Origin of the sequence: Bradyrhizobium manausense (assembly GCF_018131105.1) — a bacterium.
GTDB classification, from domain to species: domain Bacteria; phylum Pseudomonadota; class Alphaproteobacteria; order Rhizobiales; family Xanthobacteraceae; genus Bradyrhizobium; species Bradyrhizobium manausense_B.
Map to the genome: position 1 here is coordinate 704,656 of NZ_JAFCJI010000002.1, position 16,174 is coordinate 720,829.

At 64.3% G+C, this 16,174-nt stretch carries 15 protein-coding genes and 1 pseudogene; 8 read left to right on the forward strand and 8 right to left on the reverse strand.

Annotation, left to right across the window (positions count from 1 at the left end):
- Positions 1-13: 13 nt before the first annotated feature.
- The gene (locus tag JQ631_RS23575) at positions 14-1,039 is read right to left on the reverse strand and encodes a TRAP transporter substrate-binding protein (protein ID WP_212329784.1); all 1,026 of its coding nucleotides are present in this window, start codon (positions 1,037-1,039) and stop codon (positions 14-16) included.
- A 227-nt stretch (positions 1,040-1,266) separates the two neighbouring features.
- Here JQ631_RS23575 and JQ631_RS23580 point away from each other — a divergent pair, with 227 nt between their 5' ends.
- The 4 genes and pseudogenes from JQ631_RS23580 to JQ631_RS23595 all read left to right on the forward strand — a co-directional run bounded on the left by JQ631_RS23580 (position 1,267) and on the right by JQ631_RS23595 (position 4,583).
- Positions 1,267-2,469 (forward strand): CaiB/BaiF CoA transferase family protein, encoded by a 1,203-nt coding sequence (locus JQ631_RS23580; protein ID WP_212329787.1) that lies wholly within the window; start codon positions 1,267-1,269, stop codon positions 2,467-2,469.
- A gap of 30 nt (positions 2,470-2,499) precedes the next feature.
- Positions 2,500-2,967, forward strand: a pseudogene (locus tag JQ631_RS23585) (MaoC family dehydratase); the annotation flags it as partial.
- Positions 2,967-3,818, forward strand: a complete 852-nt coding sequence (locus JQ631_RS23590; protein ID WP_212329797.1) for an HpcH/HpaI aldolase/citrate lyase family protein — start codon at positions 2,967-2,969, stop codon at positions 3,816-3,818. The pseudogene JQ631_RS23585 and the gene JQ631_RS23590, both read left to right, overlap by 1 nt.
- Before the next feature lie 21 nt (positions 3,819-3,839).
- A complete protein-coding gene (locus tag JQ631_RS23595) occupies positions 3,840-4,583 on the forward strand; it encodes an IclR family transcriptional regulator (RefSeq protein WP_212329799.1) in 744 nt (247 codons plus the stop codon).
- An 11-nt stretch (positions 4,584-4,594) separates the two neighbouring features.
- Here the strand turns inward: JQ631_RS23595 and JQ631_RS23600 are convergent, their stop codons facing one another.
- Together JQ631_RS23600 and JQ631_RS23605 are read right to left on the reverse strand one after the other, a co-directional pair.
- Positions 4,595-4,996 carry a hypothetical protein gene (locus JQ631_RS23600; protein ID WP_212329801.1) on the reverse strand — a complete coding sequence of 134 codons (402 nt, stop codon included), beginning with the start codon at positions 4,994-4,996 and terminating at the stop codon, positions 4,595-4,597.
- Between the two features lie 141 nt (positions 4,997-5,137).
- Positions 5,138-5,938 carry a fumarylacetoacetate hydrolase family protein gene (locus JQ631_RS23605; protein ID WP_212329803.1) on the reverse strand — a complete coding sequence of 267 codons (801 nt, stop codon included), beginning with the start codon at positions 5,936-5,938 and terminating at the stop codon, positions 5,138-5,140.
- Between the two features lie 147 nt (positions 5,939-6,085).
- On the opposite strand from JQ631_RS23605, the gene JQ631_RS23610 reads away from it, so the two are divergent.
- Positions 6,086-7,612 (forward strand): glycosyl hydrolase family 79 N-terminal domain-containing protein, encoded by a 1,527-nt coding sequence (locus JQ631_RS23610; RefSeq protein ID WP_212329805.1) that lies wholly within the window; start codon positions 6,086-6,088, stop codon positions 7,610-7,612.
- Here the strand turns inward: JQ631_RS23610 and JQ631_RS23615 are convergent.
- Positions 7,609-8,910, reverse strand: coding sequence for an MFS transporter (locus JQ631_RS23615; protein WP_212329807.1), 1,302 nt, complete (start codon positions 8,908-8,910; stop codon positions 7,609-7,611). The two genes, JQ631_RS23610 and JQ631_RS23615, sit on opposite strands and share 4 nt — an antisense overlap.
- 366 nt (positions 8,911-9,276) lie before the next feature.
- Between JQ631_RS23615 and JQ631_RS23620 the strand changes: the two genes are divergently transcribed.
- From JQ631_RS23620 to JQ631_RS23630, 3 genes are read left to right on the forward strand one after another with little or no spacing between them, the layout of a single operon-like run.
- Positions 9,277-10,491, forward strand: coding sequence for an ABC transporter substrate-binding protein (locus tag JQ631_RS23620; RefSeq protein ID WP_212329809.1), 1,215 nt, complete (start codon positions 9,277-9,279; stop codon positions 10,489-10,491).
- 8 nt (positions 10,492-10,499) lie between these two features.
- Entirely contained in the window at positions 10,500-12,233 is a 1,734-nt protein-coding gene (locus JQ631_RS23625) for an FAD-dependent oxidoreductase (protein ID WP_212329811.1), read from the forward strand.
- Between the two features lie 20 nt (positions 12,234-12,253).
- Entirely contained in the window at positions 12,254-13,048 is a 795-nt protein-coding gene (locus tag JQ631_RS23630) for an IclR family transcriptional regulator (RefSeq protein WP_212329813.1), read from the forward strand.
- 118 nt (positions 13,049-13,166) lie between these two features.
- On the opposite strand, the gene JQ631_RS23635 is transcribed toward JQ631_RS23630, so the two are convergent.
- The 4 genes from JQ631_RS23635 to JQ631_RS23650 all read right to left on the reverse strand — a co-directional run bounded on the left by JQ631_RS23635 (position 13,167) and on the right by JQ631_RS23650 (position 16,132).
- On the reverse strand, positions 13,167-13,949 hold the full coding sequence (locus JQ631_RS23635) for an SDR family NAD(P)-dependent oxidoreductase (protein WP_212329821.1): 783 nt from the start codon (positions 13,947-13,949) through the stop codon (positions 13,167-13,169).
- Positions 13,950-14,005: 56 nt separating this feature from the next.
- A complete protein-coding gene (locus JQ631_RS23640; protein ID WP_212329823.1) occupies positions 14,006-14,596 on the reverse strand; it encodes a thiamine pyrophosphate-dependent enzyme in 591 nt (196 codons plus the stop codon).
- Between the two features lie 5 nt (positions 14,597-14,601).
- Complete coding sequence (locus JQ631_RS23645; RefSeq protein WP_212329825.1) at positions 14,602-15,132, reverse strand: thiamine pyrophosphate-binding protein; 531 nt, start codon at positions 15,130-15,132, stop codon at positions 14,602-14,604.
- Between the two features lie 286 nt (positions 15,133-15,418).
- Positions 15,419-16,132, reverse strand: a complete 714-nt coding sequence (locus JQ631_RS23650) for a GntR family transcriptional regulator (protein WP_212329827.1) — start codon at positions 16,130-16,132, stop codon at positions 15,419-15,421.
- Positions 16,133-16,174: the final 42 nt, after the last annotated feature.

The following is a 16,174-nucleotide window of genomic DNA, read 5'->3' on the forward strand; positions in this document are numbered from 1 at the left end:
GTTCGTTTCAGGATTACTTGTTGCCGGCGGCCAGCAGGTCTTCGAACTCCTTCAGCGCGGCAGAGGCCTGCTTGCCGCGGCTGTCGAGGCCGGCCGCCCATTCGTGGCCGACGCCCTTGAGCTTGTCCTTCATTTCGGCGCGCGTCGCCTCCGGCAGCGGATCGAAGGTGACGCCTTCGTCCTGCATCTGCTTCTTGGTGACCGCGCCTTCCTTGTCGACGTCGGCGCAGGCCTTCGGCGTGATCGCCTCGGAGGCTTCGTTCATCGCCTTCTTCACGTCGTCGGGCAGCTTGTCCCAGATCGACTGGTTGATGGAATAGGCCACGATGAAGCTGCCGAAGCTGACGCCTTCGGTGGCATGCTTGACCAGCTTGTCGAGTCCGTAAGCCACGACGCTGTCCAGCGGGAACAAGAGACCGTCCATCGTGCCGCGCGAGAGCGACTCATACGCATCGGGCGCAGCCATGCGCACCGGCACGGCGTTGAGCGCGCGCAGCGTGAGATCCTGCGCGCCACCGGTGGTGCGCAGCTTCAGGCCTTGCATGTCCTTGACCGTTTCGACCTTGGACTTGACGGTCCAAACCTGATACGGCGGCAGCACCACGGCCATCAGCAGCTTGATCTTGTTGGGCGCGTATTCCTGCTTGGCCAGCACGCCTTCGCGCGCGCTCTTCCAATAAGCGAGCGTGCCCTGGCAGCTGGTCGCGAACGCGCCGGGCAATTGCGCGACTTCCGACAGCGGCATCTTGTCTGAGACGTAGGATGGCCCGATGTAGCCGATGTCGACGACGCCCGACTGCGTCAGCCGCAGCATATCGGCGGCTTTGCCGATCTGCTGGTTCGGATAATAGGTGAAGGTCACCGCGCCGTTGGTGCGCTTGGTGACGTCGTCCATCCAGGGCTTGAGCATCAGGCGGACGAGATAATGTCCGGCGGGGAAGCTATCGGCGACCTTCAGCTCGAGCGCCTGCGCCTGTTGTGTCGAAACCGGCAGCGACAGAGCGAGCAAAGCTGCCGCCCGGACCAGATTCTTCTTCATGTCGTTCTCCCTGACGCGTCCCGCGCCGAAGGCAGCAGCCGCTGGCTGCCAGACCGTTCGGCCTTCGCTCCATTTCTTGCTTGATGAAAATGTACATATACGTGAATTTATATGTCAAGTATATGAACTATGCATAGGGCCATGCACCATATGGCGAGCCACCTGAATTGACATGCTCAAAATATGAACTCTAACTCCACGTATATGAATTGATCCAACGAGGCCCCATGGGACCGCTCGCCGGCTTCACCATTCTCGACCTGACCTCGGTGCTGATGGGCCCCTATGGCACACAGGTGCTGGCCGACATGGGCGCCGACGTCATCAAGGTCGAAAGCCCCGAGGGCGACATCGTTCGCCAGATCGGTCCCGGCCGTACGCCCGGCATGGGCGGGATGTTCCTCAACGCCAACCGCGGCAAGCGCAGCATCGTGCTCGATCTGAAGAAGCCGGAAGCGCGCGAGACGCTGCTGCGGCTGGCCAGGAGCGCCAATGCGCTGGTCTATAATGTGCGACCGCAGGCGATGGCGCGGCTCGGTCTCGACTACGAGACGCTGGCCGCGATCAATCCGGCGCTCGTTTATGTCGGCGCGTTCGGCTACGGCCAGTCCGGCCCCTATGCCGCCAAGCCCGCTTACGACGACCTGATCCAGGGCGCCGCCACGATCCCCACGCTGTTAGCTGCTGCCGGCGATGGCACGCCGCGCTACGTCCCCGTCACCATCGCCGACCGCATCGTCGGCCTGATGATGGTCAACGCGATCATGGGCGGCTTGATGCACCAGCAGCGCACCGGCCAGGGCCAGCGCATCGACGTTCCGATGTTCGAATCCATGACCGAGTTCGTGCTGGTCGATCATCTCGGCGGCCTGACTTACGATCCACCGCTCGACCACGGCGGTTACGCCCGCCTGCTCTCGCGCTATCGCCGGCCCTACAAGACCAGCGACGGTTATCTCTGCGTACTCATCTACAACGACAAGCATTGGCGCAGTTTCTTCGAGGCGATCGGGCAGCCGCATTTCCTCGAGCAGCCGCGCTTTTCCAACCACGCCGCACGTACAAGACACATCGACGAGATCTACGAGGAAATCGGCCACATCTTCGCAACGCGCACCACCGCGGAATGGCGCGAGTTGCTGGAGCGCGCCGACATTCCGGTGATGCCGATGCACACGCTGGAGACGATCCTGGACGATCCGCATCTCAAGGCGATCGATTTCTTCAAGACGGTGGACCACCCCGTCGAGGGCCGCGTCCGCCAGATGCGCGTGCCCTCGACCTGGAGCGTGACCCAGCCGGAACCGGCTGGCCCGGCGCCGGCGCTCGGCCAGCACGGCCGCGACATTTTGCGCGACGCCGGCTTCTCCACTGAGGAGATCGAGCGGCTTGCGGAGCAGAAGGCAGTTCATCTGGCGCCGCCGCCCTAAAGCCAGGCGCCGCCCAATTCGTACGACGACAGGGAGGAAACCGCGATGGCCGGACTTTATTTCGAGGACTTTTCCGTAGGCCAGGAGTTCAGGCATCCGCTGAGCCGGACCGTCACGGAGATGGACAACACCATGTTCAGCCTGCTGACGCTCAATCCGCAGCCGCTGCATATCGACGCGCATTTCTCGGAAAAGACCGAGTTCGGCCAGCGCATTTTCAACAGCCTTTACACCCTCGGCATCATGATCGGCATGACGGTCTATGATACGACCTTGGGGACCACAGTTGCCAATCTCGGCATGACCGACGTGACTTTTCCAAAACCGGTCTTCCATGGCGACACCTTGCGGGCGACGACGAAGGTGCTTTCGTTGAGGGAATCCAAATCACGCCCGAAAGCGGGCATCGTCGAGTTCGAGCATCACGCCCTGAACCAGAACGACGAGATCGTCGGCAAATGCCGCCGCATGGCGATGATGCACAAGAGGCCGGTCTGATGCGTTCGATGCTGTTCGTGCCGGGCGATTCCCCGCGCAAATTCGAGAAGGCGAGCGAAGGCAAGGCCGACGCGCTGATCATCGATCTCGAGGACTCGGTCGTCACCGACAAGAAGCCGGAGGCGCGCGGGCTCACGCTTGCGATGCTGAAGAGCCGCAACAAGCCGCATCAGCTCTATGTCCGCGTCAACGCGCTCGACACCGGAATGACGCTGACGGACCTTGCCGCGGTGATGCCTGGCAAGCCCGATGGCATCGTGCTGCCGAAATCGCAGGGCGGCGACGACGTGCGCCAGGTCGCAACCTGGCTCGAAGCGCTGGAAGCCGCGGCCGGCATCACGGTCGGCGCAACGCGCATCGTCTGCGTCGCGACGGAGACCGCCAGCTCGATCTTCGGCCTCGGCAGCTACAAGGGCTGCTCCCCCCGCCTCGCAGGCCTGATGTGGGGCGCGGAAGATCTTTCCGCCTCTCTCGGCGCCACCGAGAAGGCGTCCGGCGGCGTGTTCCACAGCCCCTATCGTCTCGCGCGGGATCTCTGCCTGATGGCAGCGGCTGCAGCGGAAGTGGCGCCAATCGACACCGTCTATACCGACATCGACAATCTCACAGGCCTCGAACAGGAAACACGCGCGGCACGGCGCGATGGCTTTTCGGCGAAGGCGCTGATTCACCCCAAGCACGTCGATGTTGTCAACGCGGCGTTCGACCCAACCGACGCCGAGCGCATCTGGGCGGAGAAGGTGATCGCGGCCTTCGCGAGCAATCCGAACTCCGGCACGCTGCGGCTCGACGGCCAGATGATCGACAAGCCGCATCTTCGCGCCGCGAAGAAGATTCTCGGCCAGAGCTAGAGTAGGACACAAAGCCCCACCATGATCGTTCGCCAAGCCGCCAACGTCCTGGAGATCATGGAATTCTTCGCGCAAACGAGGAAGCCGGCGACGCTTGCCGAGATCGCCGATCATTTCGGCTGGCCGCGCTCATCGACCTTCAACTTGCTCGCGACGCTGTCGGAGAAGGGCTATCTCTACGAACCGCGTCCCCGCGCCGGCTTCTATCCGACGCCGCGATGGCTGGCGATGGCACGGATGATCTCCGAGGTCGAGCCGCTGCCGCCGTGGACGCATCAGTTGATCGCCGACCTCTCCGCCGAGACCGGCGAGACCGCATCGATCGTGGCGCCCGCCGGCGTGATGGCGGTCTTCATCGATGTCGTCGAGTCGAGGGCCGCGATCCGCTACTTCGCCACCATCGGGCACCGCGTGCCGATCCACGCCACGGCCAGCGGCCGCGCGCTGTTGCTGCAATATACGCCGGACGAGCGCGACTCCGTCTATCGCAAGATCGAGTTCAAGCAATATGGCCCCTCGACGCCGATCAGCATCGAGGCGGTCGAGGCCGAGCTGCGCAATTCGATCGCGCGCGGCTACTGCCAGAGCTTTGCCGACTACAGCCGCGACCTCGCGGGTGCTGCGATCCCGCTGCCGATCGGCGATCGCCGCCTCTCCGTCGTCGTTGCAGGCCCCGAGTTCCGGATTGGACCGAAGGTCGCGGAGGTGGCGTCGCTGATTGCGAGGACCGTGGACCGGCTGCGACCGAAGACCACTGCGGCTTAGCGCGTCACCCCTTATTCGAACCCCTGCGCGGGCGGCAGCGTTGTCTGCACCGGCGCTGCAGGTGCAGCTTGAACAGGCTGCGCCGCGGGGGCGGCTTGAACCGGTGGAGTGGTCGCAGCCCTCATCTGGCCGTTAGCCTCCATGGCCTCGCGCGTGCGCGCCGGAACGCGATTTGCCTCGCGACGTGATGGCTGCCGGTGTCTTGCCGATCGCGAGCCGTGCATACCCCATGACCGCGCGATCGAGGGGCCGGCGGTGTAGCCGATCACTGCACCCGCGACCGCACCGATCGGACCGAGTACGACGGCACCGGACACCGCGCCCAACGCCGCAGAGCCGGCACGTTCCTGCGCAACGGCGCCTGCAGGTATACCCGCCAGCAGCACGATGGCAGTGATCAAAGCTTTGTTCATCGGAGCGCCTCCCTCACGGGAGATCACTCATCCGCAAATAAGGCCACAGCAGGTTTGTTCGTGGCCCAATGAGAGGCAAACGCCCAGGGAACTCTGGCAATTCAAAGACTTGCCAGAGTTCCCACGCTTCGAAGCGGATCCTCAGACGATCTTGATCGACATGTCAGGCAAGCCCTCGAGCTTGCACAGCAGCACGTCGCCCTTTACGACCGGGCCGACATTCTCCGGCGTGCCGGAATAAATGATGTCGCCGGCCTTCAGCTCGAACGCTTCCGAGAGCTTTGCGATCTGCTCGGCGACGCTCCAGATCATCTTGCTGAGATCCGAGTTCTGCCGCACGGCGCCGTTCACCGCGAGCGAGATCGCGCCCTTGTCGAAATGGCCGGTCTTGGTGGCCGGGTGGATCGGACCGAGCACCGCAGCGTGGTCAAAGCTCTTGCCGATCTCCCACGGCTTCTTCTCCGCGGCCATGCCGTTCTGGAGATCGCGACGGGTCATGTCGAGCCCGAGCGCGTAGCCATAGACGTGATCGAGCGCCTTCTCCGCCGGAATGTTGGTGCCGCCGGATTTGAGCGCAGCGACCAGCTCGACCTCGTGATGATAGTTCTTGGTTAGCGACGGATAGGGATGATCGGCCACTGCGCCGATCGCGACGTTCTGGATCGCATCGGTCGGCTTCTGGAAGAAGAACGGCGGCTCGCGGCTCGGATCCGAGCCACGCTCGATCGCGTGCGCCGCATAGTTGCGGCCGATGCAGTAGATGCGGCGGACCTGGAACACGTTCGTCTCGCCGACGATCGGGATCGTCACCATCGGCACCGGAAAAATCGGCTTGGGTGCCGCCTGCGCTGCCGCCGGCGCCGCATCAACGATACTCGCCGCGGTTACCATGGCGGCGCTTGCGATCAGATCGCGTCGCGTGGGTGAGGAAGTCTTTTTCATGTCTTATGCTCCCGGGGACGGCCATTTGCGTCGGGCCGACCGATAGTGGATCAGGCATGTTTGAGCAACGTCTTTGACCTCGATATCGCAGCGCGTCATGCAGATGACGCGCTAGGATCGGCCCTTGGACAAGACAAGGCGACCGTCATGCGAGCGACCGGGCGGAGCATTCCGAATGCAGCTGCGCGCGCTATCCGCGCCGCCGGCGTGGCGCTGCTCGTCATCGCGATATCGCCGGGGGTCGGCAAGGGTACAGAGATCGTCGCTGCCAAGCGCATGAGAGCGATCGGCACGATCGATCCCCGCTTTCAGTCCTACAATATCGAGATGGTCGAGGTGACCGGCGGCCGATTCTGGAAGCCCTACGGGCAAGGCGACATGAAGCGTGATCGCTACGCTTATCGACCGCCGATCGATCTCGCCAACGCGCATCTGCGCAAGCTCGCCGCGGCGCTCGGGCCGGCCTATGTGCGCGTGAGCGGCACCTGGGCGAATGCGACCTTCTTCGCCGGCAACGACGGCACGCCGGCCGCTCCGCCTGCCGGCTTCAACACCGTGCTCACCCGCACGCAATGGCGCGGCGTCGTCGACTTCGCAGGCGTGGCCGACGCGGAGATCATGACGTCTTTCGCCGTCAGTCCCGGCAGCCGCGACACTGACGGAACCTGGGCGCCGGACCAGGCGCAGCGGCTTGTCGACTTTACGCGATCGCTGGGCAGCCACATCGCTGCCGCCGAATTCATGAACGAGCCGACGCTTGCAGCGAACAACGGTCCGCCGGTGGGGTATGACGCAAATGCATACAGCCGCGACTTCAAGATCTTCCGGGCATGGATGAAGCGCGCATCTCCCGGGACGCTGATCGTCGGGCCTGCTTCCGTCGGTGACTCCGCCTCGCCCGCGGCCGTCGGCATCCACACGCGCGATCTGCTCGCCGCATCGAGTCCCGGACTCGATCGTGTCTCCTATCATCATTACAACACACTCTCACCCCGCTGCGGCGTGCACGACGATCCGGCCCATGCGCTATCCGAGGACTGGTTTTCGCGGACCGACGCGGCGCTGGCCGTCTACCGCGGACTGCGCGACGAATTCGAGCCGGGCAAGCCGATCTGGCTGACGGAGACTGCGGACGCCGCCTGCGGCGGCAATCCCTGGGATGCGACCTTTCTCGACAGCTTTCGCTATCTCGACCAGCTCGGTCGCCTGGCCAAGGCCGGCGTGCAGGTGGTGATGCACAACACGCTCGCAGCGAGCGACTACGGCCTGCTCGACGAGAAGACGTTTCGGCCACGGCCGAACTACTGGGCCGCGCTGCTTTGGCATCGCCTGATGGGAACGACCGTGCTCGACACCCGCATGGCCTCGGCGCTGACCGTTCACGCCTATGCGCATTGCCATCCCACGACGAAAGGCGCGGCGTCCGTGCTCCTCATCAACACGTCGCAACATGGATCGCACGCCGTGACGCTGGCGGCGCGCGCGGACCGCTACACGCTTCGGGCGCGCCACCTCCAGAGCGCGAGCGTGCAATTGAACGGCACGACACTCGCCCTGACTGCCAGCGATGACCTGCCCCGCCTCGTGCCGCGAGCCGCACAGGCAGGTCAGATCCGCCTGGCACCCGCCAGTATTACGTTTCTGGTGATCCAGGACGTGGCTGCCTGCCGTTAGAATTTCAGGTCGTCGCGGGCGGTCTCCGGCGCCATCAACGTCGCGATGATGGTGATGATCGAGAGCGAGATGATGTAGAGCGACACCGGCCAGTAGGAGCCCGCCCAGGCTAGCAGCGCGGTCGCGATCAATGGCGAGAAGCCGCCACTCAACGCGGCTGCGACATTGGCCCCAAGCGAGGCACCGCTGTAGCGTACCGGAGTGCGGAACAGTTCCGGCATAAAGGCGGCCTTCGGTCCGAACAGCAGCGCATGCGTCAGCGTCATCGTGACCACAAGCGCGAGCGTGATCAGCACTGGGTCTCTGGTGTCGAGGAACCAGAACAGCGGAAACGCCAGCGCGACCGAAAACACGCCGCCGGCAAGATACAGCGCCTTGCGGCCGAAGATGTCGGAGAGCCAGCCGGCGAGCGGCAACGTCGCGAACTCGACGATCGCGGCATAGACAACGGCATTCAGGATCACCTGGCGCGGCATGCCGAGCTTTGCCGTGGCATAGACAACGACGAAGACGGTGAGGAGATACGCGAGCCCGACCTCCGACACCGTGATGCCGATCGCCAGTAGAAAGCTGCGCCAGTCGCGGCGAAGCACTTCCCACACCGGCTGCGCCAGCACCTCCTTGCGCTCGACCACCTCCTTGAAGTGCGGCGTTTCCGCGAGCCTCAGCCGCACGATGAAGCCGATACCGACCAGCAGAATGCTGATCAGGAACGGCACACGCCAGCCCCAGCTCAGGAAGTCGGCTTCGGGCAGTTGCGTCATCAGCCCGAAGATGCCGGTCGACGCGGCGACGCCGACCGGAAAGCCGATCTGCACCAGGCTGCCGTAGAAGCCGCGCCTGATGCCGGCGTGCTCGACCACCATGACAACCGCGCCGCTCCATTCGCCGCCGAGTCCTATGCCTTGAACAAAGCGGAGGATGACGAGCAGGATCGGCGCCCAAACGCCGATCTGGCTGTAGGTCGGCAGGCACCCGATCAAGAAGGTGCCAAGCCCCATCGCGATCATGGTCGCGACCAGCATTGTCTTGCGGCCGAGCCGGTCGCCGTAATGCCCGATGATCGCGCCGCCAATCGGTCGCGCCACAAAGCCGACCGCGTAAGTCGAGAATGCCGCCAGTGTGCCGACAAATGGATCGAAGCTCGGGAAGAACAGCTTGTTCATGACGAGAGCGGCAGCCGTGCCGTAGATCAGGAAATCGTACCACTCGATCGCAGTGCCAAGCGCGCTCGCCCACACCACATGCGCCGTTGTCGACCTCTCCGTTTCGCCGGAGACCCCCGTTGCCACAGTCATTGCCATCCGCCCCAAATTCGGAGCGCATCATGACCAATCGCGCTGAGCGTTGCAACCTGCGGAGGTGTTGCCCCAGCGCGGTATCACAGCGCGATGATTTTTCGCTCTGCTGCTCCCCACGCCCGTCATTGCGAGGAGCTCTTGCGACGAAGCAATCCAGACTGCCTCCGAGAACAAAGTCTGGATTGCTTCGCTCGCAACGACGGATGCTGAGGCAGTTGCGCGCACTGCTGCCACCGTCGTCTCAGCGATCGCGGAATTGCATTCGAAGCATTATTCGCCATTGACAAATTAGTTCGCTAATATCTAATTTACATCCAGAACAGCCGGTCGCACCAAGCGGCCCATAAAAGAGAGGGAATGACGATGAGAGGGCTTTTGGCCTGCGCCATGCTCGCGGCCATGACTTCGGCCGCGACGACGACAGCTGCCACCGCGCAAGTCTCCGACGACGTGGTGCGGATCGGCGTCTTGACGGATCTGTCGAGCTGGGGCCGCGACAACTCGGGGCCGGGTTCGGTCGAGGCGGCCAAGATGGCGGTGGAGGAGTTCGGGCCGACCGTGCTCGGCAAGCCGATCGAGATCATCAGTGCCGACCACCAGATGAAGACCGACGTCGGCGTCAATATCGTGCGCGGCTGGTTCGACAACGGCAAGGTCGACGCCGTCGCCGACATTCCCAATTCCGGTATCGCGATCGCCGTGCACAACATGGTGCGCGAGCGCAACAAGATCGCCCTGCTCTCGGGCCCCGGCGCGAGCTCGCTGACCGACGAGCTGTGCAGCCCGAACACGGTGCACTTCACTTATGACACCTACGCGCTGTCCAAGGTGACGGCCTCTGCCGTGATCAAGGAAGGCGGAAAATCCTGGTACTTCATCACTGCGGATTACGCTTTCGGTCAGCAGCTCGAAAAGGACGCCACCCACTTCATCAACGAACTGGGCGGCAAGGTGCTCGGCGGCGTCAAGCATCCGACCAACACGGCGGACTTCTCCTCCTTCGCGCTGCAGGCGCAGAGTTCCAAGGCTGACGTCGTCGCCTTCGCCAATGCCGGCCAGGACACCGATAACGCCATCAAGCAATCCGGCGAATTCGGTCTGGTCCAGGGCGGACAGAAGCTCGTGGGCTTGCTCATGTTCGACACCGACGTGCACGCGATCGGCCTCAAGTCGGCGCAAGGCACCTATATGACCACGGCGTCGTACTGGAACATGGACGAACAGACGCGTGCCTGGTCGAAGAAATTCTTCGCCCGCACCAACGTGATGCCGACCATGATCCACACCGGCGTCTACGGGTCGGTGCTGCATTATCTCAAGGCCATCAAGGCCGCCGGCACCGATGACCCGGCCAAGGTGATGGCCAAGATGCGCGAGCTGCCGATTGAGGATACCTTCGTCCACGGCGGCAAGTTGCGCGAGGACGGCCGCGTCATCCGCGACATGTATCTGGCCAAGGTGAAGTCGCCCGAGCAATCCAAGGAGCCATGGGATTATCTGGAGATCGTCAAGACGGTGAAGGGCGCGGACGCCTTCCGCCCGGTCTCCGAGTCCAAATGTCCGCTGTTGAAGAAGTGAGGTGAGACATGACCGGCATCGAGCGCAACGCAAGCGAAACGTACGAGTGCGATGTGCTCGTCGCCGGATCGGGCTGTTCCGGCATGTCGGCCGCGATCACCGCCAGATATCGCGGCCTCGACGTGCTGATCGTCGAGAAGGAGCCGCGCTTCGGCGGCACCACCGCGCGCTCCGGCGGCTGGCTCTGGATCCCCGGCACTTCGCTTGCGAAAGCCTACGGCATCGCGGAGACGCCGGAGCAGGCGCGCACCTATTTACGGCACGAGGCCGGCAACAATTTTGACGCCGCGCGCGTCGATGCCTTCCTCGGCGCAGGTCCTGAAGCTGTCGATTTCTTCACCACCAAGACCGCGTTGCGGTTCGACATGCCGCTGGTGTTTCCCGACTACCACGCCGAAGCACCTGGCGGCGCCCAGGGCGGCCGCTCCATGGTCACGCGCCCGTTCGATGGCCGCGAGCTCGGCGACCAGATCAAGACCCTGGGCATGCCCCTGCCCGAGCTCACCGTGTTCGGCATGATGCTCGGAAGCGGCAAGGAGATCATCCATTTCATGCGCGTGACCAAATCGATCACGTCGGCGGTCTACGTCGCCAAGCGGCTGTCGCGGCATCTGATGGACGTGCTGCGCTACGGCCGCGGCATGACGCTGACCAACGGCAACGCGCTCGCCGGGCGCCTCGCGAAATCCGCGCTAGACCTCAAGATTCCAATGTGGCTGTCGTCGCCGGTGCGCGAACTGACGGTCGAGAACGGCGCGGTGACCGGCGCGATCGTCTCGCGCGAGGGCCGCGACGTGCGTGTCCGCGCCCGGCAGGGCGTCGTGCTCGCCTGCGGCGGCTTTCCGCACGATGTCGAGCGGCGCAAGAAGATGTTCCCGCACGCGCCGACCGGCAACGAGCATTTCTCGCCGGGACCGACCGGCAACACCGGCGACGGCCTGCGTCTTGCCGAAAGCGCGGGCGGGCATGTCGAGGAACGGCTGCCGAATGCGGCGGCGTGGGTCCCGGTGTCGCTGACGACGCGCAAGGACGGGACGAAGGGCGTGATGCCGCATTTCATCGACCGCGCCAAACCCGGCGTGATCGCGGTGATGCGCGACGGCCGGCGCTTTGCCAATGAAGGCAATTCCTATCACGACTTCGTCCAGGCCATGATCAAGGCCGCAAAGCCCGGCGAGGAGATCGCGGCCTATCTCGTCTGCGATCACCCGACCTTGCGCAAATACGGGCTCGGCTGCGTGCCGCCATTCCCGATGCCGCTGGGTCATCACCTCAACACCGGCTATCTCCTGCGCGGCGACACCCTCGAAGCGCTGGCGACGAAGGCCGGCATCGATGCGACGGCGTTCACCGAGACCGTCAAGCAGTTCAACACGACCGCGCCGCTGGGACACGATGCGGCCTTCGGCAAGGGGTCGAAAGCCTATAACCGCTACCAGGGCGACGCCATGCACGGCCCGAATCCCTGCATCGCGCCGATCGAGAACGGCCCGTTCTACGCCATCAAGATGGTGGTCGGCGATCTCGGCACCTATGCCGGTATCGTCACCGACGAGAATGCGCGCGCGCTCGATGCCGAGGGCGAGGTGATTCCCGGGCTCTATACCGCCGGCAACGACATGGCCAGCATCATGGGCGGTAATTATCCGGGCGCCGGCATCACGCTTGGGCCGGCGCTGACCTTCGGCTACATTGCCGGTCGTCATCTCGCCGACAGCGCCGCCAAGCGCGACGCGGCGTAAGCGAAGCGCATCGGAGGCGCATGAAGAGAGAAAGCCGCGGCATCCAGTCGATCGAGGTCGGCGGAGAACTGCTCCGCGCACTCGCCAGATCCGGCGAGCCGATGATGCTGCGCGATCTCGCGCGCGAGGCCGGCATGACACCGGCCAAAGCGCATCCCTATCTCGCCAGCTTCTCCCGCATCGGCCTGATCGAGCAGGACGAGACCACCGGCCGCTACGAGATCGGCGCGCTCGCGCTCGAGCTCGGCCTGATCAGCCTGCGCCGCCTCTCCGGTGTGCGCATCGCCCGGCCGAAGATCGCCGCTCTGGCGAACCAGATCGGCCACGCCGTCTCGCTTGCGGTGTGGGGCACGCACGGCCCGACCGTGGTGCAGCTGGAAGAACCCGGCCAGCCCGTGCACATCGTGATGCGCGCCGGCTCGGTGATGGCGCTCCTGGAGACCGCCACGGGGCGCGCCTTCGCGGCGTTCCTGCCGGAGAAGACCAGCAACGCCGCGCTCGAGAGCGGGCTCGATCGCCACGGCGTCGGCTACAATCCGAAGCGTCCGGTGAAAGGCGCCAAGGTCGAGGAGATATTGGCTGAAGTCCGCAAGCACGGCCTCGCCCGCGCGCTCGGCGATCCCCTGCCCGGCGTCAATGCGTTCTCGGCGCCGGTGTTCGACCATGCCGGCCATGTCGCGCTGGTGATCACCGCGATGGGCCCGGAAGGCACCTTTGATGCGCGCTGGGACAGCCCGATCGCCCATGCCTTGCGCGATTGTGCCGGCGGCATTTCGAAGCGGCTGGGTTTTGGGATGACGGCGGCGGCGGAGTGACAAGCTCAGCCACGCGTCATGGCAAGGCTTGTCCCGGCCATCCACCCGCGGCCACGGGCGCAGAAAGACGTGGATGCCCGGGTCAAGCTCGGGCATGACGACTGAGAGACACAGCGCCCTACTTATCCTTCACCGGCACTGTGTAGTTCAGGATCAGCCGGCCACCGTCGGGATAGATGGTCTGCCCGGTGATGTAGGACGCATCGTCACTGGCAAGGAACGCCACGACCGAGGCGACCTCACTCGGCTCGCCGCCGCGGCCGGCCGGCGTGCGCGACATCACGGTTTTCCGCGCGTCCTCCGAGGTGTAGATCGACGACGCCACCATGTCGGTCAAAATCGTACCCGGTCCGACGGCGACGACGCGGATGTTGTGCGGGGCGAGCGCGACGGCGGCGACGGAGGTCAGCTGCTTCATGCCGCCCTTGGACATGGCGTAGGTTGCAAGCGCCGGGATCGCCAGCAGCGCATTCACGGAAGACATGTTGATGATGACCCCGCCGCCGCTGCCCTGCGCGATCATCTGCTTCGCCGCGGCCTGCACGCCGAAGAACGCACCCTTCAAATTGATGCCGATGATCTCGTCGAATTCCTCCTCGGATATCTCCAGGAAGTCCCGATTGCGGGCGACGCCGGCATTGTTGACCATGATGTCGAGGCGGCCGAACTCCTTTACAGCGGTCGCGACGAGCCGATCCACATCCGCACGCTTGGCGACATTGCCGACCACGGTGCGCAGCGCATCCGGCCGCCCCAGCTCGGCGGCCGTTACCGCCAGACCATCGGCATCGACATCCGAGATGACGACCTTGACGCCGTCATCGAGGAATCGCTTTGCGCAGGCCTTGCCGATGCCGCGCGCCGCACCGGTGATAGCGGCGACCTTGCCGGATAGTTTCATGGGTCTCACTCCAGGATAGCTGCTTGCGGCAGGCCCGCGCCGGAGAGGACCGAGGGCTAGGTCGCCGCGAAGCCGAGATGAGCACGGAACCGGTTCTTGATAAAGACGGCATCGCGCGAGGGCAGCGAGCGCGGCGGATTTTCGGCCCTCACCTTGATGACAAAAAGCCGCGGGCCATCGGCCGGCGCGGCGATATCAGCCGCGAGGCGCTGCACTTCCTCCAACGTCCGCACCGTGGCGGTCGTGGCAAAGCCGCACGCCACGGCGATCGCCGTGAGATCGACGCCGCGGCCGGTGTGGCTCGCCTGCATGCCTGTTTCGCCAAAGTGCTGATTGTCGATCACGATGACGTCGAGATTGCGTGGGCGCGCGACGCCGATGGTGGCGATGCCGCCGAGGCCCATCAATTGTTCGCCGTCGCCGGTCAGGGCGATGACGCGCCTGGAAGGCTGCGCCTGAGCCAGCCCAAGCCCGATCAGCGCGGCGCCGCCCATGGCGCCCCAGAGATAGAAATTATCGTCGCGGTCGCCGGTCGCATGCAGATCGTAGGTCGGCGAGCCCAGACCGGAGACGACCAGCGCGTCCCCGCGATTCTTGAGGAGCGCCGCAACGGCGGCACGGCGATCGAGCTGAGAGGGAACGGTCATCACTATCACCACTTCTTCTTGCCGATCAGGCGCTGCCCGATCAGAACCGCGATCTGCTGGTCGGACTCGTAGGCGAGCGCAGCAGCCGATTCGACGGTCTCGACCAGATCCTCCGCCGTCTCCGCCCGCATCACCTTCAAACCGATCGCTTCCAGCGACGGCTGCGTCGCCCGGCTCATCGGTACTTGCCAGGGATTGAACTCAGCCCATTCGCCGCGCATGGTCACGAGCATCAGAAGCGGAAAGCGTCCGATCGCCGACAGCGACAGCATGTTGATGCAATTGCCGACCCCGCTCGACTGCATCAGCAGCACGCTGCGCTGGCCGCCAAGCCAGGCACCAGCGGCAATCGCGATGCCTTCCTCTTCGGTCGTCAGCACGTTGGTGGTGACGTCGTTGTCGGCGGAGAACATGCGGATGAGCTGGCTGTGGCCGGCATCCGGCACGTAGGACATCTGCCGGACATCGGCAGCTTTCAGGATGCGATAGAGCTCGGACGGCCAGTCGGTTTCGGGATTCGGCTTTGGGCTATGCACCTGATGTCTCCGTGGAATTTCGAGCGGCAGGCTAGCGGTGCTTGCGAACGAAAGCTCTGACCGTCTGGGACGATCAGATATCGAAGGATTGTATAGCTGAGGGTATCGCGCGATGCGCGTTGCTGCGCCCTCTCCCCTTGCGGGAGAGGGCATCACTGCAGGTAGACACATAATCGCCTGGGTGAGGGGTACCTCTCCATTTGGGGTACATCTGCGCGCGCCGAGAGATACCCCTCATCCGGCGCTTCGCGCCACCTTCTCCCACAAGGGGAGAAGGAAGAGTCCCTCAATTCGTCGCAGCCCGCGCCGCCGCCGGCATGTAGATCTGCGCATAACCTTCCTTGATCGCCGACGTAATGCGATCAAGCCGTCGGTCGATGTGCTTCTCCAGCACGGAGACGCAGGCCTCTTCGTTCCGCGCCTTCAGCCCCTCGACGACCGCGCGGTGCTCGGCCTGGGTGTTGGAGCGGTTGATGCTGTCCATGTCGATCCAGCGCACGAAGCGGATGCGGGCGTTGACGTTGCGCAGCACGCGCAGCATCTCGGCATTGTTCGACATCGCCATCAGCCGCTCGTGGAAGGTCTCGTCCAGCTCGACGAGCTCGACCGAGGAACGCTCGCCAGGATCGGGGCCGGTGGCCTCGAGGAATTTCAGCAGCCCGTCGATGTCCTCGTCCTTGGCGCGCTTGATGGCGAGGCGGACCGAGGCAACCTCGATCGACTTGCGCAGCTCGTAGAGATCGAAGATCTCATGCGCGTCGAGCTCGCGGCAGAAAAAGCCCTTGCCCGGTGTGAAACGCAAGAAGCCTTCGGTGTTGAGCCGGTTGAGCGCCTCGCGCAGAGGCGTGCGGCTGACGCCGAGGCGCTTGGCCAGCTCGCCTTCGTTGAGTCGTTCGCCCGGCTTGAACTCATAGCTCACGGCCATCGCCTTGAGCTGTTCATAGACGCGATCGACGATACTATCGGAGGCCAGTTCCACGTTGCTCATCATCAGCTGCATGCATGTTCGAACACAGCCCAATATACCGGGGCCGTGGGAGTG